Annotated in this window: 27 protein-coding genes; 2 read left to right on the forward strand and 25 right to left on the reverse strand. The window is 35.2% G+C overall.

Going from position 1 to position 23,781, the window contains the following annotated elements:
- Nucleotides 1-5 precede the first annotated feature (5 nt).
- The 24 genes from AC1EUV_RS04640 to AC1EUV_RS04755 all read right to left on the reverse strand — a co-directional run bounded on the left by AC1EUV_RS04640 (nt 6) and on the right by AC1EUV_RS04755 (nt 21,738).
- Nucleotides 6-2,015, reverse strand: coding sequence for an alpha-ketoacid dehydrogenase subunit alpha/beta (locus AC1EUV_RS04640; protein WP_480197546.1), 2,010 nt, complete (start codon nt 2,013-2,015; stop codon nt 6-8).
- A gap of 73 nt (nt 2,016-2,088) precedes the next feature.
- Nucleotides 2,089-3,387 carry a dihydrolipoamide acetyltransferase family protein gene (locus AC1EUV_RS04645; RefSeq protein WP_480197502.1) on the reverse strand — a complete coding sequence of 433 codons (1,299 nt, stop codon included), beginning with the start codon at nt 3,385-3,387 and terminating at the stop codon, nt 2,089-2,091.
- A 3-nt stretch (nt 3,388-3,390) separates the two neighbouring features.
- Entirely contained in the window at nt 3,391-3,987 is a 597-nt protein-coding gene (locus tag AC1EUV_RS04650; protein ID WP_480197503.1) for an acyltransferase, read from the reverse strand.
- Nucleotides 3,987-4,739, reverse strand: a complete 753-nt coding sequence (locus AC1EUV_RS04655; RefSeq protein WP_480197504.1) for an enoyl-CoA hydratase/isomerase family protein — start codon at nt 4,737-4,739, stop codon at nt 3,987-3,989. The genes AC1EUV_RS04650 and AC1EUV_RS04655 overlap by 1 nt, the downstream gene beginning before the upstream one ends.
- 1 nt (nt 4,740) lies before the next feature.
- Complete coding sequence (paaZ, locus tag AC1EUV_RS04660; RefSeq protein WP_480197505.1) at nt 4,741-7,239, reverse strand: phenylacetic acid degradation bifunctional protein PaaZ; 2,499 nt, start codon at nt 7,237-7,239, stop codon at nt 4,741-4,743.
- A gap of 9 nt (nt 7,240-7,248) precedes the next feature.
- Complete coding sequence (locus AC1EUV_RS04665) at nt 7,249-7,848, reverse strand: short chain dehydrogenase (protein WP_480197506.1); 600 nt, start codon at nt 7,846-7,848, stop codon at nt 7,249-7,251.
- Nucleotides 7,849-9,057 carry a 3-oxoadipyl-CoA thiolase gene (gene pcaF, locus AC1EUV_RS04670; RefSeq protein WP_480197507.1) on the reverse strand — a complete coding sequence of 403 codons (1,209 nt, stop codon included), beginning with the start codon at nt 9,055-9,057 and terminating at the stop codon, nt 7,849-7,851.
- A gap of 16 nt (nt 9,058-9,073) precedes the next feature.
- Complete coding sequence (locus tag AC1EUV_RS04675) at nt 9,074-9,835, reverse strand: DUF6090 family protein (protein ID WP_480197508.1); 762 nt, start codon at nt 9,833-9,835, stop codon at nt 9,074-9,076.
- Nucleotides 9,836-10,243 carry a PaaI family thioesterase gene (locus tag AC1EUV_RS04680; RefSeq protein ID WP_480197509.1) on the reverse strand — a complete coding sequence of 136 codons (408 nt, stop codon included), beginning with the start codon at nt 10,241-10,243 and terminating at the stop codon, nt 9,836-9,838. It abuts the gene before it with no gap.
- Nucleotides 10,243-11,397, reverse strand: a complete 1,155-nt coding sequence (locus AC1EUV_RS04685) for a 3-hydroxyacyl-CoA dehydrogenase NAD-binding domain-containing protein (RefSeq protein ID WP_480197510.1) — start codon at nt 11,395-11,397, stop codon at nt 10,243-10,245. The genes AC1EUV_RS04680 and AC1EUV_RS04685 overlap by 1 nt, the downstream gene beginning before the upstream one ends.
- 2 nt (nt 11,398-11,399) lie before the next feature.
- Nucleotides 11,400-12,185 carry an enoyl-CoA hydratase-related protein gene (locus AC1EUV_RS04690; RefSeq protein ID WP_480197511.1) on the reverse strand — a complete coding sequence of 262 codons (786 nt, stop codon included), beginning with the start codon at nt 12,183-12,185 and terminating at the stop codon, nt 11,400-11,402.
- A gap of 33 nt (nt 12,186-12,218) precedes the next feature.
- Nucleotides 12,219-12,590, reverse strand: a complete 372-nt coding sequence (locus tag AC1EUV_RS04695) for a VOC family protein (protein ID WP_480197512.1) — start codon at nt 12,588-12,590, stop codon at nt 12,219-12,221.
- Nucleotides 12,578-13,078, reverse strand: a complete 501-nt coding sequence (gene paaD, locus AC1EUV_RS04700) for a 1,2-phenylacetyl-CoA epoxidase subunit PaaD (RefSeq protein ID WP_480197513.1) — start codon at nt 13,076-13,078, stop codon at nt 12,578-12,580. Before paaD ends, AC1EUV_RS04695 begins: the two co-directional genes overlap by 13 nt.
- Nucleotides 13,072-13,824: a 1,2-phenylacetyl-CoA epoxidase subunit PaaC gene (gene paaC / locus AC1EUV_RS04705; RefSeq protein WP_480197514.1), complete on the reverse strand. Its 753-nt coding sequence runs from the start codon at nt 13,822-13,824 to the stop codon at nt 13,072-13,074. Before paaC ends, paaD begins: the two co-directional genes overlap by 7 nt.
- Nucleotides 13,824-14,111, reverse strand: a complete 288-nt coding sequence (paaB, locus tag AC1EUV_RS04710; RefSeq protein WP_480197515.1) for a 1,2-phenylacetyl-CoA epoxidase subunit PaaB — start codon at nt 14,109-14,111, stop codon at nt 13,824-13,826. Before paaB ends, paaC begins: the two co-directional genes overlap by 1 nt.
- Before the next feature lie 11 nt (nt 14,112-14,122).
- Nucleotides 14,123-15,073: a 1,2-phenylacetyl-CoA epoxidase subunit PaaA gene (paaA, locus tag AC1EUV_RS04715; RefSeq protein WP_480197516.1), complete on the reverse strand. Its 951-nt coding sequence runs from the start codon at nt 15,071-15,073 to the stop codon at nt 14,123-14,125.
- Nucleotides 15,074-15,088: 15 nt separating this feature from the next.
- Nucleotides 15,089-16,162: a 2Fe-2S iron-sulfur cluster-binding protein gene (locus tag AC1EUV_RS04720; RefSeq protein WP_480197517.1), complete on the reverse strand. Its 1,074-nt coding sequence runs from the start codon at nt 16,160-16,162 to the stop codon at nt 15,089-15,091.
- 67 nt (nt 16,163-16,229) lie between these two features.
- Nucleotides 16,230-16,799, reverse strand: coding sequence for a TetR/AcrR family transcriptional regulator (locus tag AC1EUV_RS04725; RefSeq protein WP_480197547.1), 570 nt, complete (start codon nt 16,797-16,799; stop codon nt 16,230-16,232).
- A 2-nt stretch (nt 16,800-16,801) separates the two neighbouring features.
- The gene (locus AC1EUV_RS04730; protein WP_480197518.1) at nt 16,802-17,416 is read right to left on the reverse strand and encodes a DUF4230 domain-containing protein; all 615 of its coding nucleotides are present in this window, start codon (nt 17,414-17,416) and stop codon (nt 16,802-16,804) included.
- Between the two features lie 23 nt (nt 17,417-17,439).
- Nucleotides 17,440-18,867 carry a pyruvate kinase gene (gene pyk, locus AC1EUV_RS04735; protein WP_480197519.1) on the reverse strand — a complete coding sequence of 476 codons (1,428 nt, stop codon included), beginning with the start codon at nt 18,865-18,867 and terminating at the stop codon, nt 17,440-17,442.
- Between the two features lie 2 nt (nt 18,868-18,869).
- Nucleotides 18,870-19,334, reverse strand: a complete 465-nt coding sequence (locus tag AC1EUV_RS04740; RefSeq protein ID WP_480197520.1) for an IPExxxVDY family protein — start codon at nt 19,332-19,334, stop codon at nt 18,870-18,872.
- Between the two features lie 74 nt (nt 19,335-19,408).
- Complete coding sequence (rnc, locus tag AC1EUV_RS04745; protein WP_480197521.1) at nt 19,409-20,146, reverse strand: ribonuclease III; 738 nt, start codon at nt 20,144-20,146, stop codon at nt 19,409-19,411.
- Nucleotides 20,147-20,155: 9 nt separating this feature from the next.
- Nucleotides 20,156-21,409, reverse strand: coding sequence for a beta-ketoacyl-ACP synthase II (fabF, locus tag AC1EUV_RS04750; protein WP_480197522.1), 1,254 nt, complete (start codon nt 21,407-21,409; stop codon nt 20,156-20,158).
- Between the two features lie 92 nt (nt 21,410-21,501).
- Nucleotides 21,502-21,738 (reverse strand): acyl carrier protein, encoded by a 237-nt coding sequence (locus AC1EUV_RS04755; RefSeq protein WP_480195612.1) that lies wholly within the window; start codon nt 21,736-21,738, stop codon nt 21,502-21,504.
- A 178-nt stretch (nt 21,739-21,916) separates the two neighbouring features.
- On the opposite strand from AC1EUV_RS04755, the gene purN reads away from it, so the two are divergent.
- Nucleotides 21,917-22,489 (forward strand): phosphoribosylglycinamide formyltransferase, encoded by a 573-nt coding sequence (purN, locus tag AC1EUV_RS04760; protein ID WP_480197523.1) that lies wholly within the window; start codon nt 21,917-21,919, stop codon nt 22,487-22,489.
- Nucleotides 22,490-23,128: a ribonuclease H1 domain-containing protein gene (locus AC1EUV_RS04765; protein ID WP_480197524.1), complete on the forward strand. Its 639-nt coding sequence runs from the start codon at nt 22,490-22,492 to the stop codon at nt 23,126-23,128.
- On the opposite strand, the gene AC1EUV_RS04770 is transcribed toward AC1EUV_RS04765, so the two are convergent.
- Nucleotides 23,129-23,776, reverse strand: a complete 648-nt coding sequence (locus tag AC1EUV_RS04770; RefSeq protein ID WP_480197525.1) for a DUF4377 domain-containing protein — start codon at nt 23,774-23,776, stop codon at nt 23,129-23,131.
- Between the last annotated feature and the right edge of the window lie 5 nt (nt 23,777-23,781).

A 23,781-nucleotide genomic window follows, 5' to 3' on the forward strand; every position in this document is an offset into this window, starting at 1 on the left:
AAAAATTAATAATTCAGTAACTCATCTAATTTAGCTCTTACCTTTTCAGTTGATGGAATCATTGTTTCTTCAAGTGTTGAATTTAATGGAATAGCGGGCATATTTTCACTGCCAATGGTCATAACAGGTGCATCTAAATATTTAAAGCACTCTTCCTGAATCTTTCCTGCCAAAGCTAAAGCGAAACTATTATTAGAAGGTTCTTCAGTAACAACTAAACATTTTCTTGTTTTCTTAACAGATTTCATAATGGCATCTTCATCAAGAGGGTATAAAGTTCTAAGATCAATTATTTCAATCGTATCCCTCATACCTCTTGTTGCATTGTACGCCCAGTGTACACCCATGCCATATGTCACAATCGTTGCAGTTTCTATTTCTTCTTGAGGCCAAATTTCTTGTAGTAACCAAGCTTTCCCTAAAGGCAATATATAATCTTTACTAGGCTCCAAAGATGTTGCTCCATTTGTGCCTTTAACTTTGCTCCAGTATAACCCTTTATGTTCTAAAATTACTACTGGATTCGGATCGTAATAAGCAGCTTTCATCAGACCTTTGAGGTCAGCACCATTGCTAGGATATATTATTTTAATACCTCTAATATTGGTTACTACGCTTTCTACAGATGACGAATGATACGGACCACCGCTTCCATAAGCGCCAATAGGTACTCGTAAGATCATAGAAACTGGCCATTTTCCATTCGAGAGATAACAGCTTCTACTTACTTCAGTAAATAATTGATTTAATCCAGGCCAGATATAGTCAGCAAATTGTACTTCTACAATTGGCTTTAAACCTACTGCGCTCATACCAACAGTTGATCCCACTATAAATGCTTCTTGAATCGGTGTATTGAATACACGATCATCACCAAATTTTTGAGCTAAAGTTGCAGCTTCTCTAAATACGCCACCTAATCTACCTCCAACATCTTGACCATAGAGCAAGCATTCTTTATGCTTTGCCATTAATTCTTCAATGGCGAATAATGCACAGTCAACCATTACTACTTTTTCTCCTCCTTCTGGTGAGCGCTCACCAATTTCTTCGGTGATAGGTGTAGGAGCAAAATCATGAGTAAACAAATCTTCTGGTTTGGGGTCTACAGCATTTAATGCTTTTTCGTAGTCTTTTTTTACTGTAGCTTTCGCGGAAGCTTCTATTTTTTCGAGCTCTTTTAACGAAAATCCATTTTCAAGAAGAAAGGATTTTAATTTTGGATATGGGTCACGAGAACGAGCTTCATCAAGATCATCACGATACCACTCCATACGAACACCAGAAGTATGGTGATTCAATAGAGGAACTTTAGCGTGAACCAAAAAAGGGCGACGCTCTTTTCTTATGGTCTCAATGACAGATTGTAAGGTGTTATAACTCTCTTCAAAATTGGTTCCATCAATAGAAATGGCTTCTAAGCCATGGAAACCTGCAGCATATTCTGCAGCATTTTGAGCACGGGTTTCTTCTTCATTCGCTGAAATATCCCAACCATTGTCCTGTACCAAATATAAAATTGGCATTTGCTTTAGAGCAGCCATTTGAAAGGCTTCAGCAATCTCACCTTCTGTAACTGAAGCATCACCTAAAGAACAAACAGTAATTGGTAAATCGTCTGACAATGAAGCCTCTCCTAAAACAGAATTTTTTAAGTCCTGTTTTTCAATGTATTGCATACCCATAGCAACACCAGTTGCTGGAATAGTTTGCATGCCAGTAGCAGACGACTGATGTGGTATTTTGGGTTTGTCAGCATCCTTAAGACTAGGATGTGAATAATAAGTACGCCCTCCAGAAAACGGATCATCTCGTTTAGCTAATACTTGCAACATTAGATCATAAGGCTGCATTCCAATAGATAATAAAATTGAATCGTCACGATAATATGGAAAAACATAATCTTGTGGTAGTAATTGCATTCCTAAGGCTATCTGAATCACTTCGTGCCCTCTAGAAGTTGCATGCACATATTTCGAGACGACTTTAAAATTTTCTTCATAAAGCTCAGTCATAGCCTTTGCTGTACAAAGGTGTGAAAAAGCCTGTTTTAATATCGTTTTATTAATTGTTTTAACTTCCAAATCTTTAAATTTTTCTATCAACATCAAACTGCTCTAAATAATCTGCTACGCGACGCACAAAACTTCCACCTAGAAAGCCATCCACCACACGATGATCAAACGATAGTGATAAGTACATCATGCTTCTAATAGCAATTTCATCTCCATTTTCTGTTTCAATAACCTCGGGTCGTTTCTTGATAATTCCTAATGCTAGAATGGCTACTTCTGGTTGATTAATAATGGGTGTTCCCATCACACTTCCGAAAGTCCCAACGTTAGAAATAGTGAAGGTACTTCCTTTGATCTCATCGCCGCTTAATTTATTATCTCTCGCTTTTGAAGCTAAATGATTCACCTCAGAGGCTAATTGTTTTAAATCTTTTGTATCAGCATTTTTAACTACTGGAACTATCAGGTTTTCACTGGGTAAAGCAGTCGCCATCCCAATGTTAATATCCTCTTTTACAATAATATTAGAACCATCAACCGACACATTGATCATCGGGAAATCTTTTACGGCCTTAGCAACAGCTTCTACAAATAGAGGTGTAAATGTTAGCTTTTGTTTGTGCTTTTCCTGAAATGCTTTTTTATTCGTATTTCGCCAATTCACCATATCGGTTAGATCGGCTTCTACATAAGCCGTAACATGCGGGGAGGTATGTTTTGAGTAGACCATATGATCAGCTATCATTTGGCGCATGCGATCCATTTCTACAATTTTACCAGTGCCTTTATCTAAATTTAATTGTGGAATTCGATAGGCGGTAGGATCTTGAACAACTGGTTGTGCAAATTTGTAAGGCCTTCCGTCTTCTATGTATTGAAAAACATCACTTTTACGCAAACGTCCTTCATTTCCTGTAGCTGGAATTCTAGCTAATTCTTCAAAACTAATATGATGCTCTTTTGCAATGGAAATAATTAAGGGCGAAAAGAACGTATTCGTATTATTAACTGAAAAATTGGTTGAAGTTGTAACAGCAGCCTGAGCAGTTTTTATTTTCTTGATCGCTTTTTTCTTTTGTGGCGTTTCTACTCCACTTGATGAAACATCGGTTTGTTTTTTTTCGGAAACTTCTCCGGAACCTTCTAAGATTGCGATCACTTCACCTACAGGAACCACATCTTTGGCTTGAAATAATGTCTTAACTAAAGTCCCAGCACTTGGCGCTGGCACTTCATTGTCAACCTTATCTGTAGCCACTTCTAATAGCACATCACCTTCATCAAAGGATTCACCTTCATTCACCAACCAATTAATGATAGTTCCTTCAGTAATACTTTCGCCCATTTTGGGCATTTTTAATTCTAGCTCCATAAATTATTGTTTCATAAAATCACGTAATGTTGCATACGTATTTTCTTGAATCATTCTATCCTTTGGAATGGCTGTTAAAGGTTCAACTTCTCTTAAAGTTTCATGACACTCTTTTGGTAATTGTTGATATAATTGAGTACCTTTTGTTTTCCAGTCAATCATTTCATCAGTCACTTCTTTAATCACTTTGGCAGGATTGCCAACAACCAAACTTCGTTTCGGGATTTTAGTTTCTGCTTTTACAAATGCCATGGCCCCAACGATACATTCATCACCAATCTCAGCATCATCCATGATCACAGTGTTCATACCAATCAAACAGTTTCTGCCTAAATTAGCGCCATGAATAATGGCTCCGTGACCAACATGAGCACTTTCTTTTAGCACTATAGATTTACCAGGAAACATATGCACCGTGCAATTCTCTTGAACATTCACACCATCTTCTAAAATGATTTGTCCCCAATCTCCACGAATAGCAGCTCCTGGGCCTATATAACAATCTTTTCCAATAATCACATTGCCGGTTACTGCAGCTAATGGATGTACAAAGCTACTTTCGTGAACTACCGGTATGTATCCTTGGAATTCGTAGATCATTATTTAAAACGTTTTAATGTTTCTTTCGTAAAATCACTTAACACCAATCGGCCACTAATGGCTGCGCGCTCTGCCAGTAATGTATCCCAATCTTCTGTTTCTTTCCAGAACATTTGCTTCATTTCTTTCATGGCTTCGGTATTGTAATTACAAAGATTTTCTGCAAAAGCTTTTACAGCTTCATCTAATTCTTTTGTTGACTCATAAACCTGGGTAAATAAACCTTTTTGCTTTGCCCATTCTGCTGGGTAAAAACTGTTCGCGTCTATGGCAATTTGAGACATACCACTAAGACCTAATTTTCTTTGAACTGCTGGCCCCACTACAAATGGGCCAATACCCACATTCAGCTCACTTAGTTTAATAGCAGCAAATTTCGTAGCCATACAATAATCAGTAGCAGAGGCTAATCCTACGCCTCCTCCAACGGTTTTTCCTTGTACACGACCAATAATAAACTTAGGACATTTACGCATGGCATTAATAACATTGGCAAACCCAGAAAAGAATACTTTACCAGTAGCTTCATCATTAATATTTATTAATTCCTTAAAACTGGCTCCTGCACAAAAGGTTCTTTCTCCACCACTCTTTAGAACAATAACCTTTATTTCATCATTGCTTCCTGCATTGGTAATCGTTTGCGCTAATTTTGCCAAGATATCTCCTGGCAAAGAGTTATGAGCAGGATGAAAAAATTCGATGGTTCCTACTCCGTTTTCTATGGTTTGTTTTACGTATGGTTGTGTCATGTTATATTAATCCAAATTGGCTAAGATGATGGTTAAAATGCTTTCTATGGAACAAGTTCCATTCATATCTATTAAGGTCTCCAAAAACAATATTCTTTAATGTTACTTCTGGATTCTCTTTAAAATATGCTTCAAAATCATCGTAAGCTTCTAATAATTTTTGTTTAGCTATTTCTAAGCTATCGTGTTCTAAGTCTTGTAGTTGTTCTTCTAGAAGATCAGGAGCCGTATGATTTCTAGGCATTGGGTTATAATTGTATAAGGTATTATGAACTTTCTCCATAATTTTTTCTGGGGTAGAAAATTCAAAATCCTGTATCTCACCTGAAGATATTCTTGTAGAATATTCTAAATGCTCTACCATATGTTGAGGTGTCATACTTCCCCAAACGGGTTTGGTATCTTCCGTTAATTGGTTCAGATAGATTTCAATGATTTGTCTATTAATGTCAACAAAGGTTTCTTGCTTCTTCTGAACCATAGTTAACACAGTAGCCAATGCTACCAACTCATCTTCTGCATCAAAAATTTCTGCAAACCATTTTACAATACCACTAGGATGCTCAGCACTATTCACATCACGATCTATTTTTTGCTTACAAGTTAAACGAACATAGATAGTATCGTTATGATACAGAGGACGTAAGAAACGACATTCTTCCAATCCGTAATTTGCTGAAACAGGCCCTTTATTAGGATATACAAATAGTCCTGCGGCGGCAGAAATAATAAAATAACCGTGCGCTGTTCTTTTTTCGAAAATACTTCCGTCTAGAGAAGTAATATCGGTATGTGCATAGAAATGATCCCAGGTCACATTAGCGAAACTGATAATATCTGTATCGGTTATGGTTCGCTTGTGCGTTTTCATTGACATTCCAGGTTCAATATCTTCCCAATGATATTTGAATGGATGTTGCTCAGCTTCCTTATACTTGGCATTAGGCTGATAAATACCTGTGATCTCTGTAAGCGTTGTTGGTGTTCCCTGAATGGCGGTTCGTTGTAAATAATGCTTAATACCTCGCATGCCACCCATTTCTTCTCCACCTCCGGCACGACCTGGGCCACCATGTACTAGGCTTGGTAGTGGCGAACCATGACCTGTGCTTTCTTTGGCCATTTCTCGATTTATTACCAAAATGCGACCATGATGACTTGCAGCATTCACCACATAATCTTTAGCAATTTTATCATCAAATGTGGCGATAGAAGATACTAAAGATCCTTTACCCATTTGTGCCAATTGTACAGCCTCTTCTAAGTTTTTATACGGCATGATGGTACTTACCGGTCCAAATGCTTCACGTTCATGAACGGCAGTACTTTTGAACGGCTGATCGGCTCTCAATAAAATCGGACTTATAAATGCACCTTTGTTAGCATCAGCACCAACAGTATCTATTTTATCTAAATTTCCATAAACAATTTGTGCTTCTTTGGCAATGTCTTGAACAGATTTTTTAACTTCTTCAACTTGCTGTTTGCTAATTAGTGAGCCCATTCGCACTTCTTTCAAGCGAGGATCACCAATGGTTACTTTATCTAAGGCTTTACCTAAGGCTATTTGTACATCTTCAACCAGCTTTTCTGGAACGATAATGCGACGAATAGCTGTACACTTCTGGCCACATTTAACAGTCATTTCTTTACGTACTTCTTTTACGAACAAATCAAATTCTGGAGTACCAGGAACTGCATCTTCGCCTAAGATTGAGGCATTCAATGAATCTGCTTCCATTGTAAATGGCACGGCTTCTTGTATAATTCTTGGATGCGCTTTTAATAGGCGACCTGTTGCAGCCGATCCTGTAAAGGTTACTACATCTTGTGATTCAACGGTATCTAAAATAGTTCTTACTGTTCCATTGATAATTTGAAGTGCCCCTTCTGGTAAGATTCCTGATTCTATAATAGCTCTGGCTACAGCTTCGGCTAAATACGATGATGACGGTGCTGGTAAGACCACAGCAGGTACGCCTGCCATCCAATTGACGGCACATTTTTCTAACATACCCCACACCGGAAAATTAAACGCATTGATATGCACAGCAACTCCTTTTTTAGGAACCATGATATGATGCGCCATAAAACGACCACCTCTAGATAAATCTATGGGATCACCTTCTACGTGGAAAGGTTGATTTGGGAATAGTTTTCTTAATGATGCATTCGCAAAGAGATTACCAAAACCTCCTTCTATATCGATCCAGCTATCAATTTTTGTTGCTCCGGTTCTATAACTTAATTCGTAGAATTCATTTTTACGTTTAGTAAGGTATAATGCTAATTTTTTAAGCATATTACCTCGCTCTTGAAAAGTCATTTTACGAAGCACTTCACCTCCTTTTGTTCTTCCATATTGAAGAATCTCAGGAATATCTAAACCTTCAATAGCAATATTAGAAATAACGTCACCTGTTATAGCATCGTATACAGGAGCGCCTTCTTCTTTTCCTTCTGTCCATTGACCTTGAACGTAATGTTGTATTTTTTTCATAATGTCTTTTTATGCCATTATTCGTAATATTCTTCCATTAATTTTCCCTTCGACACTTTTCACATAAGCATCTACAATTTTATGCATTGGTACTGGTGTATTGCCAGGGAAATAATCTTTATATTTTTCAAAAGAGTCTTCTACCAAATCAGAGCACACCACATTAACTCTAATATCATCTAGTTCTAATACTACTGCTTTTACAAAGCTGTTAATAGCACCATTGACCATGGCAGCACTGGTAGTCATATCTACAGGATCATCAGCTAAAATACCAGTTGATAAGGTAATGGAACCTCCTTTGCTTAAATAGTCCTTGCCGATTCTAACGGTATTAACTTGCCCCATCAATTTGCTTTTGATGCCTATATAGAAATCATCTTCAGAGAGCTTCTCAAACTTATCCCATTTAGCATCACCTGCTATTGCAACTATAGCATCAACTTTTCCTGTTGCTTCAAACATATTTTTGATAGAACTCGAATCAGAAAAGTCTACTTGTACATCACCAGAATTACGACCAGCAACAATAACTTCATGTTTTTTAGAAAGTCTTTCTGTAACTTTCTTGCCAATTGTGCCGTTTCCTCCTATAATTAAAATCTTCATTTATACTCTTTCAATGATTGCTGCATATCCTTGACCAACTCCCACACACATGGTGATTAAGGCGTATCGTTTCTGTTGTTCATGTAATTCTAAAGCTGCTGAATACGCAATTCTTGCTCCGGTAACACCTAGGGGATGACCAATCGCAATTGAACCTCCATTAGGATTTAACCTGGGATCATCATCTGCTAGTCCCCAAGCTCTTGTACACGCCAATGCTTGTGCAGCAAAAGCTTCATTCAATTCTATAATATCCATATCATCCATGGCTAGTCCGGCTTTTGCCAAAGCTTTATTCGATGCTTCAACGGGTCCAATACCCATAATTCTTGGTTCTACACCTACTACTGCAGAACTTACAACCCTTGCTAATGGATTTAGATTGTATTTTTTTACAACATCTTCTGAAGCAACAATCGTTGCAGCAGCCCCATCATTGAGCCCTGATGAATTCCCTGCAGTAACACTACCACCTTCTTTCTTAAAGGCCGTTCTTAATTTTGCCAGAACTTCAAGTGAGGTATTTGGCTTTACAAATTCATCTTTTGAAAAGATAATTGGATCTTTTTTACGTTGAGGTATTTCAACATTTACAATTTCTTTTGCTAAGCGTCCATTCTCTTGCGCTTTGGCTGCTTTCATTTGGCTCCAATAGGCAAATTTATCCTGATCTTCACGAGAGATATTGTATTTCTCTACCAAATTTTCTGCTGTATTTCCCATGCCGTCCGTACCATACAATTCATGCATTTTTGGATTGATAAATCGCCATCCAAAACTAGAATCATACATTTTAGAATCATTACCAAAAGCACTAGATGGTTTTCCCATAACATAAGGACCACGTGTCATATTCTCAACACCACCAGAAATAAAAAGATCACCATCTCCAGCTTTAATGGCACGATTTGCCTGAATGATTGCAGATAATCCCGAACTACATAACCTGTTTACCGTTTCACCAGGAACTGTAAATGGCAACCCTGCTAACAACAATGACATTCTAGCCACGTTACGATTATCTTCACCTGCCTGATTCGCACAACCCATAATTACATCGTCATACGCCTCTTTAGGGATGTTAGAATTTCGCTCTATCAATTCCTTAATAACAATAGCTCCTAAATCGTCTGTACGAACAGCCGATAACGTGCCTTTATAACTTCCTATCGGTGTACGAACACCATCTATAATATATGCTTCTTTCATATTAAAAATTGATTAATCAATTATTAATCATATTATCTATTTCTTTACTAATTTTAAGTCCAATGTTTTTCGTCTTAATGTATTTTTCGATAATGCTGCCATCTTGATGAGCCGCTTGACTTACAACATTTCTAAAACCAACTGTATTATGTAGCTCCTCTAAAAACCTACTTATTTCTTCTTGACTAGTTTTTGTGTCTGCCAATACCTGCTTATCGACAAATAAATAAGCTATCATTAAACTTCTATCTATATCGTAGGCCATTTTAGCTTCTAAAGTCTTTAAAAACTCATTATAACTTTTTTCATTCTCCTGTATCTGGTGAATTTTTCCGTAATAATTTATAAGAACCTTGTTTAATTTTGTACCGTTTAATTTTCCTAAATAAGGAGAACTCTTTAAAGCATCATATCCACTTGTATTTGGTTTAAAATAGAAATCGACGTATGCTGTTAACGCATAACTTGTGTCATAAAAATTATACTCCTTATTTAAAAAATTCAATTGTTCTTTTTTACAATATTTTACTACTAATTCTCTTCTTTTAACCAAAGAATCTAGTACCACAATATCACTTTCTATATTCTCTTTTAAACTCAATAAATATTGATTTAACTCTGCTTTTCCTTTCTTTTCTTCGTTCCAATTATTAATCTGTAAAGCAATGAGAATACCTATAACCACTAGGATAATTTCACCTATTGCGTATTTAAGATATTTTCCTGTTTTACCTTCAGAAAGCAATGATTTTCTAATATTTCGAAAGAATTTTAACATTTATTCTTTCCAGTCTTTTTGAGTTCTGTATACAACACCTTTGAATAAAGCAACTAATTCGTTGCCGCGTTTAACCTCAACCACATTGAACCCTAATTTGTTATTTACTTTTTCAATGACGCATTCAGCTACCAATTCATCACCTTCTTCTAATGCTTCTATATGATTGATCGATGTTTCAATAGAAACCGCATACTTACCATGCGTATTCGATGTGAAACCAAATGCCGTGTCAGCCAAAGAATAGCTAATGCCTCCATGCGCATAATTCATGCTATTCAACATTTCTTTACGTATGGTCATTGCGATTTTTACGCGACCAATTTCACTTTCTAAAATTTCGATACCTAACCATTGGCTATATGCATCTTGACTTAACATCTTATATGGAATCTTAGCGCCTTCCATTAAAAGAATGTTTTATGCTCTTTATTCATTTTACGTAACAACGGACTACATCTGTATCGATCTTCATGGTATTCATCATACAATGCATCTAATGTATTTACGCACCAATCGATTCCTTTTTCGTCCGCCCAAGCCAATAACCCTTTTGGATAATTAACTCCTTTGGTCATGGCATTATCAATATCTTCAGCCGAAGCAATATTTAAGAATAGGGCATCAGCTGCTTCATTAATTAGCATAACTAGTACACGATCGAAAATATATTGTGCTAATTCTTTGTCTTCTTTAGGTTTTGGTTTCTCCGTACCTTCGGCATAATTATAATAACCTTTCCCTGATTTTCTCCCTAAATAACCAGCTTCTGACAGGCGTTTTTGCGTAAATGATGGCTTATACCTTGGATCGAAATAGAATGCTGAAAATACGGTTTCTGTTACCGTGTAATTCACATCATTTCCTATAAAATCCATTAACTCAAATGGTCCCATTCTAAAGCCTCCTAAGGTTTTTAAACTCCAGTCAATCGTTGCAAAATCAGCTAAGCCTTCTTCATATATCCGTAAGGATTCACCATAAAAAGGTCGTGCTACACGATTCACAATAAATCCAGGAGTGTCTTTAGCCACAGCCACTACTTTTTTCCAATCAGAAATGGTTGCCACAGATTTGTCTAAAACTTCTTGAGAAGTTTGTACAGCAGGGATCACCTCAACCAATTTCATTAAAGGTGCTGGATTGAAAAAATGAATCCCAATACATCGCTCAGGTTTTTGTAATGATGAAGCAATTGAAGCAATGGATAACGATGAGGTATTAGATGCAATAATGCAATCGGCAGATACATAGCTTTCTAATTCTGAAAATACCTTTTGTTTAATCTCAAGATTTTCGATAATTGCTTCAATAGTCAAGTTGGAATCAGCTAAATCCTTTAAGCTATCTATATAAGAAATATTGGACTGGATTCTAGTTTTTTCATCAGTATCAATTCTGCCCTTTTCAATAAGACGATTTAATATTTTTTCAAGGCTAGCTTTAGCTTTGTCTAGAGCTACTAGGTTAGTATCATATAATTTTACCTGACATCCAGCGGTTGCTGCGACTTGTGCAATACCGCTCCCCATAGTTCCGGAACCAATTATTCCTACATTCATACTTATCTTCCTTTGAATTCTGGTTTGCGTTTTTCGATAAAGGCTGCCACACCTTCGGCATAGTCTTCACTTTGAGCAGCTTCTATTTGATATTTTGACTCCATATCTAATTGTGCATCTAACGTATTAGTCATCGATGCATTAAATAAATCTTTGATCATACCTAATGCTTTGGTTGGCATGTTGGCTAATTTTAAGGCTAACTTTTCAACTTCATCATTAAATTGTTCTAAAGGGATTACTTTGTAGATCATTCCGATTCGTTCTGCTTCTTCTGCAGATACTTTATCGCCTAACATGGCCAATGCTTGTGCTTTTTGAAAGCCAATTAAACGCGGTAAAAAGAAAGTGCCAGCGCTATCGGGTATTAATCCTATTAAGCTAAAAGCTTGAATAAAACTTACCTTTTCATGCGCTACTACAATATCACATGCCAGTGCAATATTAGCACCTGCACCAGCTGCTACACCATTAACAGCACCAATGATTGGTTTCTTAATAGAACGAATCCTTTTAATAATGGGATTATAGTGTTCTTCTAATATCTTTTTGAAACCTGGATTGATTTCAGGAGAAGTTACTTCCTTTAAATCTTGCCCTGCACAAAACGCTTTTCCATTTCCGGAAAGCACAATAGCTCTAACTTCGTTATTTGTTTCACAATCATCTAAAACGGCTTGTAGACGTAAGGCCATTTCACGATCAAAGCTATTAAACACCTCTGGTCTATTAAGCGTTATATACGCTACTTTACTTTCAATTTTTAATTCAATTGAATCAGTACTCATACCTATTTTTAATTTTTCCTTTTTAAAAAGGAATTATATTTTAAAATATGGATTATAAATAATCCCTATTACATTATTCCAAGGATCTCTAACAGCGGCTACCATTAGTTCTCCACCAACATTAGTTGGTTTTTCATGCTCTATAGCCCCTAAATCTAGAAGGTGTTGAAATTCTTTTTCAATGTCTTCAACTCCCCAATAGGAAAGCACATTATCAGTTTTTTCTGTAGGTTTTTCTCCATCTGGTAATAAACCCAATTCAAAACCACCAATATTAAAACCTACATAATAGGGTTCATTAAAATAAGGTTCCGTTCTAAATGCTTTGGTATACCACTCTTTTGCGGTATTTAAATTAGGAACTTTATATGCAGTTGTACGCAATCCTAACATTACTTTAGGCATTTAAAATAATCGAATGGTTCTTGGCAATCCTCACACTGAAATTGCGCTTTACATGCTGTTGAACCAAACTGACTTACTAATCGTGTATTAGTTGAATCACAATTCGTGCATTTTACTAATCGCTTTCCCTCTAAAAGTACACTTTTGTCTGCCTCTGCATCTAACGGCGCAGCAATACCATACTCTTCTAAAGCTTTTCTTCCTCTTGATGTAATCCAATCGGTCGTCCAAGCCGGTGCAAGAATCAAATCAACTTCTGAATTATAACCTGCATCTTTCAGTGCCTTTTTAATATCGTCGCCAATTACATCCATTGCTGGACAACCACTATAGGTTGGCGTAATTTCGACTTTTACAATATTATTTTGAATAACAGCAGAGCGTACAACTCCCATATCCATAATTGATAACACGGGGATTTCTGGATCAGAAACTTGTTCTAAAATTGGAATCAAATTTTGGTCGATATGTTGTTCCGCTACTACCATTCCATATTGGGGTAAGTACGTTGCATATATTGTAAGTCTGCTAACAAATAACCTAAATGTTCTGTATGTATGCCCTGTTTACCTCCTTTTTGAAACCACTTCGATTCAGGAGTATTTAATGTTGCTTCTTTCAGCAACTCTGAAACTTCTTCGTAATATGCTTCTTTTAGTTTTGTTACATCCACACCAATACCTTCAGAAACCATTTCTTTATCAGCTTCAGTTTGATGAAATAATTCATCTGTATAGGTCCATAAAGTATCGATAGCTTCTTGCATTTTTTGGTTACTTTCTTCAGTTCCATCTCCTAATCGCTTTACCCAATCTGAAGAAAAACGAACATGATAACTTACTTCTTTAATACATTTTTTTGCTATAGCTGAAAGCGTTAAATCTTTACTTTTTTGCAACTCTGTTAAGAGATTGAAATGATAAATATCAAATAAAAACTGCCGTCCTATTGTGTATGCAAAATTTGTATTGGGTTGTTCAGCTAACAGCACATTTTTATATTCTCGCTCTTTACGTAGCATCGCAATATCATCTTCAGTTCTTTCGTCTCCTGCTATTTTTGCAGCATACTGATAGTAGCTACGGACTTGTCCGAGTAAATCTAAAGAAATATTTGTGCAAGCAATATCTGTTTCTAAAGTTGGTCCATGACCGCATAGTTCTCCCATACGCTGCCCGAGTATCAAACTATTATCTGCGATGCCCAGTATATAATTATATAAATTCTCCTTCATTACATATGTTTTACTTCGTCCGGCAAATCATAAAATGTTGGGTGACGATACACTTTGTCTTGAGCTGGTTCAAATAATTCTCCATTATTTTCAGGATTTGAAGCCGTAATATGTTTAGATTTCACAACCCAAATACTTACACCTTCATTACGCCTTGTATAGACATCTCTTGCATTCTCAAGTGCCATATCTGCGTCTGCGGCATGCAAGCTACCACAATGCCTATGCTCTAATCCGTTTTTACTTCTTACGAAGATTTCCCAAAGTGGCCAATCTTTTGTTGCCATAATATTATATTTTAAACAGCTTGTTTTATTTTTTCTTTCTTTTCAGCATAAGCCATTGCCGCATCACGAACCCATTCACCACGTTCCCAAGCTCCAACTCGGGCTTTCATACGTTCTTTATTACAAGGACCATGACCTTTAACAACTTGCCAAAACTCATCCCAATCAATTTCTCCAAAGTCATAACTACCTCGTTCTTCATTCCATTTTAAATCCTTATCAGGAATCGTCAACCCAATCAAATCCGCTTGAGGAACGGTTTGATCTATAAATTGCTGACGTAAATCATCGTTAGACTTACGTTTTAATTTCCATTTCATAGATTGTGCTGTATGTACTGAAACATCATCTGTTGGTCCTAGCATCATCAAACTTGGCCACCACCAACGGTTGAGTGCATCTTGAGCCATTTCTTTTTGTTCAGGCGTTCCGTTAGCCAATTTTATCATGATTTCATAACCTTGACGCTGGTGAAAACTTTCTTCTTTACACACACGAATCATAGCACGTGCATAAGGTCCATAAGATGTATTACATAACGGCACTTGGTTTATGATGGCAGCACCATCTACTAACCATCCAATGGCCCCCATATCTGCCCAAGTTATAGTTGGGTAATTAAAAATACTAGAGTATTTGGCTTTTCCTGAATGCAACTGTTCATACATTTCATCTCTAGAAATCCCTAAAGTTTCGGTAGCACTGTATAGGTATAATCCATGACCAGCTTCGTCTTGCACCTTCGCCAAAAGTGCCACTTTACGGCGTAAAGAAGGCGCTCTCGTAATCCAATTTCCTTCTGGCAACATACCAATAATTTCGGAATGTGCATGCTGGGACATTTGCCTAATATGTGTTTTTCGATATTTTTCAGGCATCCAGTCTTTCGGTTCAATTTTTTCATCACGAGCAATACGTGCTTCAAATTGTTCTTCGAGATTTTTTATTTGCTCTTCACTCATAGTTTTGAGTTTTATTTATACGTCGAAATCGACAATAACTTTATCTGATGTTGGTACAGCTTGACAGCTTAATACTAAATTCTGTGACACTTCCTTCTCGTCCAAGGCATAATTAATTTTCATCTCTACTGAACCTTCTTTGACTTCGCATTTACATGTACTACAAACACCACCTTTGCAGGCAAAAGGTAAATCGGCTCCAGCTCCTAAAGCTGCATCCAAAATATTATCATATTCTTTGGTCATGGTGAATTCGAATTCTTTTCCACCATCAACAATAGTTACTTCTATGCCTTCAACATTTTGTTTTGCTAGTCGATCTGCTCGTTTTATATCTTCTTCTGAGAGCCCTGTAACGAATAATTCGAAATGAACTAATTCTTTGGGTAACCCTGCATTAATCAAATAATCACTTACATACTGAACCATACTTTCGGGTCCACACAAGAAAACTTCACTTGTATCTGGAATATCTATAAATGTCTTAGTGAGCACTTGCATCTTTTGGTCATCAAACCTACCGTTAAACAATTCAATATCTCTACGTTCCTTTGTCAAGAAATAATAAATTTCTAGCCTACCGAAGTACTTGTTTCTAAGTTGCTCTAACTCTTCTTTAAAGATAATAGATTTTGCAGTTTTATTGACATAAAATAGTTTACATGTAGAATTAGCCTCAGACTTTAGGTGTGCTTTAATCATAGACAATATGGGAGTAATTCCACTTCCAGCAGCAAAAAACAAATAGTTTTTAGGCTCTGTAGGTTTTACTTCTACACCAAATGTTCCACTTGGAGCCATAACTTCAAGTTGGCTACCTGCTCTTAATTCTTCGTTAACATAAGTAGAAAATTTTCCTTCTGGAATTTGCTTTACAGCTACTTGCCATTTACTTTCTGTAGGACATGAACACAAAGAATATGAACGACGCACATCTTCACCATTTATATTCGCTTTAAGGGTTAAATGTTGCCCTTGTCTAAACTTAAAAAATTCTTCTAATTCTGAAGGAACTTTGAAAGCAACAACAGAAGTGTCTTCTGTTTCTTTATATATGTTTGCAACTTCTAAAGTGTGAAATTCTGCCATATCTGTTTTGTAAATATAAAACTAACAAGCGTTAGTTTAATTGACAAATTTACAAAATATTTAGCAATTATTTGTTAATGCCATTAATAAGGATTTGACTTAAGCTTTGAGCTAATTTCTCAGGGTTTAAATCTTCTTTTTTTGGAATCCACAAATACAAAGACCTTAATGTTGTTAGAATAGAGAAAAGAATAGTTTCGGGGTTCTCATTTTTTAGATCACCTTGTTCAATTCCAAGTTTTATAATATCTCTAAAATTGTCCTCATAATTGTGGCGTAGTTCTAGGTAATGGTCTAATTGTTCTTCCAAGTGCATCCAGTCATTATTCAAAGAAGCCATGCCAAAAGTATTATTAGAAGTAATATCTACATGCAAGGCAATAATATCTTTTAATTTATCTATTGTGTTTTGATTTGAAGATTGAATTTGATTCATTCCCTGAGTAAATTCTTCGGCAATTGAGATAATAATATTTTTAAGAATATCTTGTTTTGAATTAATATGATTATATAAACTCGCAGCTTTAATTCCCATTGCTCCAGCCAAATCGCGCATTGTTACAGCACTATATCCTTTTTCTTTAAAGAGTTTTGCGGCAGTTTGAATTATTTCTTGTTTACGTGTTTCGGTTTTCAAACTCAAGGCTTTATTTTTTCAAAATCAGAAACTTTATCAATTGTAGTTTCATGGTAGGTTAGTTTCCATCCTAGAGAATTGGTGAGTATATAAAATTTTCCTAATTCACTAATAAGCCTACTTTTTGCATTAGTTTTAAGTGCAGAATTTTCTATTTTTTCAGAGAGTGATTTCTTAACTATTTCTTTAATATCATTATAATCTTTTGCTTTAAATGGATTAAAAAAATCAGCCTGAAGATCATAATATTCAAAATCTGGATTAATTTTTATTTCCTCCTTAGGAATTGACAAAATATGTAGCACCTTGTTTTCCTCATCAAGACGATAATTTAGTTTACTAAGATTATAAGACACCGTAACATCAGCATTAACGACAATTAGTGCTTTTTTTTCTGCAGTAAAATAATTACCAAATAAATCTTTAGAATTTTTATAATTAAAAATCTCGCTAAAATGACCTTCAGTTACAACAAGTTTTCCAACATTCTTAAGCTGTTGTTGTATTAAAGCAGAATTTTCCTTTAGGGCTATTTTATCTCCTTTTTTGTTTTCGCAGAACCTGAAAACAAAAAGAATTATCAGTGTAATGATGATTCCAAAGAAGATTTTCTTCATGTAAAATTGATTAAAACGTAAATTTAATCAATTTGGCTAATACGCAATGTATTTACCATACCTTGAGCTTGTACAGGCATAGAAGTTAAATTAATCACATAATCATTCTCGTTAGCATATCCTTTTTCTCTCGCAATTAGATTGATGTCTTCTACTGTGTCGTCAGTGCTCACTAATTTATCATAGTACAAGGCTTTAACACCCCACAATAAATTTAGCATTGCCAAAATTCTACGATTATTAGAGAAGGCTAAAATATGAGTTTTTGGTCGCCATGCTGAAATTTGAAAAGCTGTATAACCGCTATTAGTCAAAGTAGAAATAACTGTAGCTCCAATTTGATCTGCCATCATAGCTGCTTGATGACAAACTGTTTTAGAAATAAAGCGATCATTAACGCTTTGAATTGAAGATCCAGGATTTACAATTAAAGGTGAATCTTCTACACTTTCAATTATTCTTCGAATTTTTCTTATTACTTCAATCGGAAATTCACCAACCGAAGTTTCGCCCGAAAGCATGACTGCATCTGCACCGTCCATAATTGAATTAGCAACATCATTTACTTCTGCACGAGTTGGAACCTGGCTTGTAATCATAGTTTCCATCATTTGCGTAGCAATAATAACTGGTATTCTTGCCTTTTTTGCTTGAAGGACTAATTTTTTCTGGATCAGTGGAACACGCTCCATTTCAACTTCAACTCCTAAATCACCGCGAGCTACCATTAAACCATCACAATGAGCAGTTATTTTTTTAATATTATCAAGAGCTTCAGGCTTTTCGATCTTAGCTATTATAGGAATTTTATGATCAGAATGCTTATCTATTAACTCTCTTAAATCAATAACGTCTTGAGTATTTCGAACAAAAGATAATGCAATCCAATCAACTTCCATTTTTATTGCAAAAAGAGCATCTTTAACATCTTTCTCAGTCAAGGCTGGAAGAGAAATATTTGTGTTTGGCAGATTGACTCCTTTTTTAGACTTTAGTTTTCCACCGCGCAAAACTTTAGTTTTTACATTTTTTTCTCCATCGGTCTCTAAAACTTCAAACAATAATTTACCATCATCAACCAATATTTGTTCACCAGAATTCACATCATTTGGAAAATTTTGATAAGTCATGTAGGCCTTTTCTTTTGTACCTTCACACTCTTCAGTTGTAAAAGTAAACTCGTCTCCTTTTTTGAGTTTTACTTTTTCGCCCATAATGCCAACTCGAAGTTTAGGGCCTTGTAAATCGGCCAATATTGCAACATTGTAACCTCTACGCTTATTTATCTCTCGTATCTCTTTTATTTTTTGCTCAACATTTTCATGGATTGCGTGTGAGAAATTTACTCTAAAAACATTTACCCCTACTGTCATCATTTCTTCCATGGTCTCTTTGCTATCACAAGCTGGACCTAACGTGGCTACAATTTTTGTCTTTTTACGATTGCGCATATTTAGAAAATTAAAAAATCTTTCGATTTAAGGGTTAGAGGGTTGATTGAATATGACGTTATGACGCTCTTTAATTTATTGATTTTATTGATTATTGTTCCAAGTTTTTGATCGTTTATATCTCCTTCAATTTTTAAAAAAAAATCAATTTGTTTTTTTTCTTTTATTAATAAAGATGTTTGATATTCTTTGTCAAAAAGTGGGTTTATAGAGGTGTTATTTGACACATAATCATGCTTATTAGAAATTAAAGACCAATAGGTAAAAGTTTGCTCACAATCAAAAGTGTATAGTGAAAAAGAACTAGAGTTAGTACCAAAATCTAAATCTTGATGATATCTGCCAAGGCAAGTGTTTAAAGAATTATTTAAAAAAAAGGCGAGGCGATAATCTTCTAAAGGTGTATGTATGCCTATGAGGTTATAGTCATGATCATTTTCATAATTTAAAACTACTACTTTAGACATACTTCTATTTTATGCTAAATTAAGTATTGTTTTTTTATGATTAAATAATTTTAACGAAAACGTTATAGCATTAACTATGCTAAAGAGATTTTGTTTTGAAGTTTGTAATACGCTCTTTTAGAGGCGATTTCTTCAGCTTTTTTCTTAGAAGTGGCACGTCCTTTAGAAATTACATCCTGATCTAAATAAAGTTTAACACTAAAATGTTTGAGAGCGTCGTTTCCAGTATCTTCATAAACATCATATTTAATACGCCTTTTTTGTTTTTGAGACCATTCAATAAGCACACTTTTATAGCTTGTTATTTTTCCCTCGAGTCGCTCTATGTCTACATATGGTTCAATCACTACTCTGTAGATAAATCGTACTGCATATTTATAACCTTTGTCTAGAAAGATTGCGCCTACAAGAGCCTCAAATATATTGCCATGAACATTATCTCCGAAATTCTGTTTAGGCACGTTACTAATAACAAACCGTATTAACCCTAAATCTCGACCTATCTCATTTAAATGCTCTCTGCTTACAATTTTAGAACGCATTTGAGTCAAATAACCTTCAGTACCCAGTGGAATCTTTTTGAATAAAAAATGAGCAATTACAGCTCCAAGAATAGCATCACCTAAAAATTCTAAGCGTTCATAGTTTAATGGTTTTCCATCTGATGCTGTTTTTTTTAATGAACTGTGAGTAAAAGCTTTTTTATAGTTGCGTAATTTGTTAGGTTTAAAGCCAATAATTTTTTGAATTTCTGCAAAAAAAATCTCGTCTTTTTTAGAGCGAGATTGTATTATTTTTTTAATAAAATTCATCTATAAATTCTACCCGTCAATTTTTTTGAATAAAACACAAGCGTTGTGGCCTCCAAAACCAAAAGTATTACTCATTGCAACTTTAATATCACGTTTTTGAGCTTTATTAAGTGTTAAATTTAATTGAGGATCTATATTTTCATCTACAGTTGTGTGATTAATAGTAGGTGGTATTATACCATGTTCCATTGCCAAAATAGATGCTATTGATTCAATTGCTCCAGCTGCACCTAATAGGTGACCAGTCATAGATTTTGTTGAGTTGATATTGATGCTTTTTGCATGATCACCAAAAACTTCTTTAATAGCTTTTAATTCTGCTACATCACCAAGTGGAGTAGAAGTACCATGGGTATTAATATGATCTACTTCTTCTGGTGTTACACCTGCATTATCTAAACAATTACGCATAACAGCCATAACCCCAATTCCTTCAGGATGCGGAGCAGTCATATGATGTGCATCTGATGATAAACCACCACCTAGTACTTCGGCATATATTTTTGCTCCACGTGCTTTAGCATGTTCATATTCTTCTAAAATAATTGCTCCCGCACCTTCACCTAATACAAAACCATCCCTGGTTGCATCAAAAGGTCTAGAAGCTGTTTCAGGGCTTTCATTTCTAGTAGATAATGCATGCATTGCGTTAAAACCACCCATACCTGCAATAGTTACGGCAGCTTCACTACCTCCAGTAACAATTACATCACAATGTCCTAAACGTATATAATTTAATGCATCTATCATCGCATTAGCCGATGAAGCGCATGCTGACACAGTAGTGTAGTTTGGTCCCATAAACCCATGCTTGATAGAAATGTTACCTGGGGCAATATCTGCAATCATTTTTGGGATAAAGAAAGGATTAAAACGCGGTGTTCCGTCACCTCTTGAAAAATTTAAAACCTCTTCTTGAAAAGTTTCTAGGCCACCAATACCAGCACCCCAAACAACACCTACGCGTAGCTTGTTAATTTTATCTAAATCTAATTGAGAGTCTTTAATAGCTTCGTCAGATGAAACCATGGCATACTGAGTGAATTTATCCATTTTTCGAGCCTCTTTCCTGTCAAGGAAATCTGTGGCTGTAAAATTTTTCACTTCGCAAGCAAAACGAGTTTTGAATTTTTCAGTATCAAAATAGGTAATGGGTGCAGCACCACTTTTGCCATTAATTAAGGCATCCCAATATTCTTCAATATTGTTTCCTATGGGTGTTAAGGCTCCAAGCCCTGTTACTACTACTCGTTTTAATGCCATGTTAAATGTATAATTTAAGTAGATTCTTTAATATAAAGAACTACGAGCATGTCACCTTAGTGATGCTCGTAGTTTGAATAAGTATCGTTAGATTACTTTTTAGCTTCTTCTATATAGCTTATTGCTTGACCTACAGTTCCAATATTTTCTGCTTGGTCGTCTGGGATTTGAATATCGAATTCTTTTTCAAATTCCATGATTAACTCCACAGTATCTAATGAATCTGCGCCTAAATCGTTCGTAAAGTTAGCTTCAGTAGTTACTTCATTCTCGTCAACTCCTAGTTTATCAACGATAATTGCCTTTACTCTTGATGCAATGTCTGACATAATTTTCTAATTTTTAAATTTAAAATCGGGGCAAAAATAAAAAACTTTAGTTTAAAACTAGCTTTTGCCACAAAAATATGAGGTCTAATTTAAAAAAAATACTTCAATTTTTAGTTTAATTAAACTTCAAATGTTAATAATAATTCTTTTTTTTGTGAAAACAATTTCTACACGTTAAATGAAACGGATTGTAATTTTTGCCTCGGGTTCTGGCTCTAATGCAGAGAACATCATTAAGCATTTTAATAATAGCGCTGTAGCAACTGTTGTTCGAGTGCTTTCTAACAATGAACATGCCAAAGTTCTGAATAGAGCTAAAAAGCTAAATATCAAATCATTATATTTTTTTAAAGACAATTTTGTGAAAGATGATACGATCTTGAAGTTATTAAAAGAAGAAGCAGATTTTATAGTTTTGGCAGGATTCTTATGGCGAGTACCTCAAAAAATAGTTACAGCTTTCCCAAATAAAATTGTTAATATTCATCCTGCATTATTGCCTAAGTATGGCGGGAAAGGGATGTATGGGATGAATGTGCATAAAGCCGTAGTAGAAAATAAAGAAATAGAAAGTGGAATTACGATTCATTATGTAAACGAAAACTATGATGAAGGAGCTATTATTTTTCAGAAATCAGTTAAGTTGAATGAGAATGATACACCAGAAGATGTAGCTGAAAAGATTCATAAGTTAGAGTATCAATATTTTCCGAAAGTAATAGAAGAAATAATTAACAACAGTTCTGATTAAATGGCTAAAAAACAAAAGTACTACGTTGTTTGGAAAGGTCATAAAACAGGTGTTTTTGATTCTTGGGAGGATTGTAAAAAACAAGTTGAAGGATTCGTAGGGTCTCAATACAAATCCTTTAAAGATAGGGATGAAGCAAAAAAGGCCTACAAGAAAAAGTATAAGGACTACAAAGGAATAGACACTAAAAAGAAAAAACTAACGAAGGCTGAAAAGGCTAAATATGGTGAACCTATTTTAAAGAGTTTGGCAGTAGATGCTGCATGTAGTGGGAATCCAGGAATTATGGAATATAGAGGTGTCTTAACTGATTCAAAGAAACAAGTGTTTATTGAAGGGCCTTATAAAAAAGGCACAAATAATATTGGTGAATTTCTGGCCTTGGTACATGGTATTTCGTTGTTAAAAAGCAAAAAATTATATAAATACCCTATTTATTCTGATTCTAAAATTGCAATTTCTTGGGTCAAGAAAAAACAATGTAGGACCAATTTAGAATTCAACGAAGAAAACCAAGAGTTGACTGATCTAATAAAAAGGGCAGAGAAGTGGCTGCAAAAAAACAGCTATCAAAACCCTATCTTAAAATGGGAAACAAAAGCTTGGGGTGAAATACCTGCTGATTTCGGAAGAAAATAGCTATTCGTTACTTGAGTTACAAGCTAAAAGCTCTTTACGATCTTCATCATAGAGTATTAATTTATCATCAGTTATTTTATACGTTTTGACTTTTTGTAGGCATTCAAAAAAGGCTTTTTCAATAGGCATATTTGTACAGTACATTTTTGTGGCCATTGCCAACCCTATAGAAATAGTATTGTCTTTTAATGTATAATTGGCGCCATAAGAATTGCATCCTGCGTTACCAGAAACTTCCCCATCTTTAAAAGTAAGGGTCGGATGCTTAGTTAGTGAATCCATACCAATTATATTAGCAACCTTCCATTTCCCCGAAAGGGTTTGAGTACTATTTGCTTTTTCCTCTGTTGGTTCTTGGTAAATCAGTTTTGTTAATTTGTATTTCAAAGATGAGCCATCAGCGGGCGGATTTTCAACCTTGCTAACGTTTATTTCTAGCTTGTATGTATTTCCTTCTTTATAATCAAATCCTTCAATTTGATCATAAAATAATGTCCACTCATCTTCTTTATTCTCTTTAATCTGCATACACTTTTGAGAGGCTTCACCTTGGCAATCTACTAGCGATGAAGCAACATATATGGTTTTTTTCTCGTCACAAGAAGTGAATAGTAATACAAGTATTGCTAATGAGATGAATTTTGACATAATTA

The sequence above is a fragment of the Maritimimonas sp. 2304DJ26-3 genome (assembly GCF_056591635.1).

Coding starts and splice junctions, on each gene's coding strand:
- AC1EUV_RS04640 (WP_480197546.1), bottom strand. CDS start 2,015: ATGACTGAGCTTTATGAAGAAAATTTTAAAGTCGTCTCGAAATATGTG.
- AC1EUV_RS04645 (WP_480197502.1), bottom strand. CDS start 3,387: ATGGAGCTAGAATTAAAAATGCCCAAAATGGGCGAAAGTATTACTGAA.
- AC1EUV_RS04650 (WP_480197503.1), bottom strand. CDS start 3,987: ATGATCTACGAATTCCAAGGATACATACCGGTAGTTCACGAAAGTAGC.
- AC1EUV_RS04655 (WP_480197504.1), bottom strand. CDS start 4,739: ATGACACAACCATACGTAAAACAAACCATAGAAAACGGAGTAGGAACC.
- paaZ (WP_480197505.1), bottom strand. CDS start 7,239: ATGAAAAAAATACAACATTACGTTCAAGGTCAATGGACAGAAGGAAAA.
- AC1EUV_RS04665 (WP_480197506.1), bottom strand. CDS start 7,848: ATGAAGATTTTAATTATAGGAGGAAACGGCACAATTGGCAAGAAAGTT.
- pcaF (WP_480197507.1), bottom strand. CDS start 9,057: ATGAAAGAAGCATATATTATAGATGGTGTTCGTACACCGATAGGAAGT.
- AC1EUV_RS04675 (WP_480197508.1), bottom strand. CDS start 9,835: ATGTTAAAATTCTTTCGAAATATTAGAAAATCATTGCTTTCTGAAGGT.
- AC1EUV_RS04680 (WP_480197509.1), bottom strand. CDS start 10,243: ATGGAAGGCGCTAAGATTCCATATAAGATGTTAAGTCAAGATGCATAT.
- AC1EUV_RS04685 (WP_480197510.1), bottom strand. CDS start 11,397: ATGAATGTAGGAATAATTGGTTCCGGAACTATGGGGAGCGGTATTGCA.
- AC1EUV_RS04690 (WP_480197511.1), bottom strand. CDS start 12,185: ATGAGTACTGATTCAATTGAATTAAAAATTGAAAGTAAAGTAGCGTAT.
- AC1EUV_RS04695 (WP_480197512.1), bottom strand. CDS start 12,590: ATGCCTAAAGTAATGTTAGGATTGCGTACAACTGCATATAAAGTTCCT.
- paaD (WP_480197513.1), bottom strand. CDS start 13,078: ATGGTAGTAGCGGAACAACATATCGACCAAAATTTGATTCCAATTTTA.
- paaC (WP_480197514.1), bottom strand. CDS start 13,824: ATGAAGGAGAATTTATATAATTATATACTGGGCATCGCAGATAATAGT.
- paaB (WP_480197515.1), bottom strand. CDS start 14,111: ATGGCAACAAAAGATTGGCCACTTTGGGAAATCTTCGTAAGAAGTAAA.
- paaA (WP_480197516.1), bottom strand. CDS start 15,073: ATGAGTGAAGAGCAAATAAAAAATCTCGAAGAACAATTTGAAGCACGT.
- AC1EUV_RS04720 (WP_480197517.1), bottom strand. CDS start 16,162: ATGGCAGAATTTCACACTTTAGAAGTTGCAAACATATATAAAGAAACA.
- AC1EUV_RS04730 (WP_480197518.1), bottom strand. CDS start 17,416: ATGAAGAAAATCTTCTTTGGAATCATCATTACACTGATAATTCTTTTT.
- pyk (WP_480197519.1), bottom strand. CDS start 18,867: ATGCGCAATCGTAAAAAGACAAAAATTGTAGCCACGTTAGGTCCAGCT.
- AC1EUV_RS04740 (WP_480197520.1), bottom strand. CDS start 19,334: ATGTCTAAAGTAGTAGTTTTAAATTATGAAAATGATCATGACTATAAC.
- rnc (WP_480197521.1), bottom strand. CDS start 20,146: ATGAATTTTATTAAAAAAATAATACAATCTCGCTCTAAAAAAGACGAG.
- fabF (WP_480197522.1), bottom strand. CDS start 21,409: ATGGCATTAAAACGAGTAGTAGTAACAGGGCTTGGAGCCTTAACACCC.
- AC1EUV_RS04755 (WP_480195612.1), bottom strand. CDS start 21,738: ATGTCAGACATTGCATCAAGAGTAAAGGCAATTATCGTTGATAAACTA.
- purN (WP_480197523.1), top strand. CDS start 21,917: ATGAAACGGATTGTAATTTTTGCCTCGGGTTCTGGCTCTAATGCAGAG.
- AC1EUV_RS04765 (WP_480197524.1), top strand. CDS start 22,490: ATGGCTAAAAAACAAAAGTACTACGTTGTTTGGAAAGGTCATAAAACA.
- AC1EUV_RS04770 (WP_480197525.1), bottom strand. CDS start 23,776: ATGTCAAAATTCATCTCATTAGCAATACTTGTATTACTATTCACTTCT.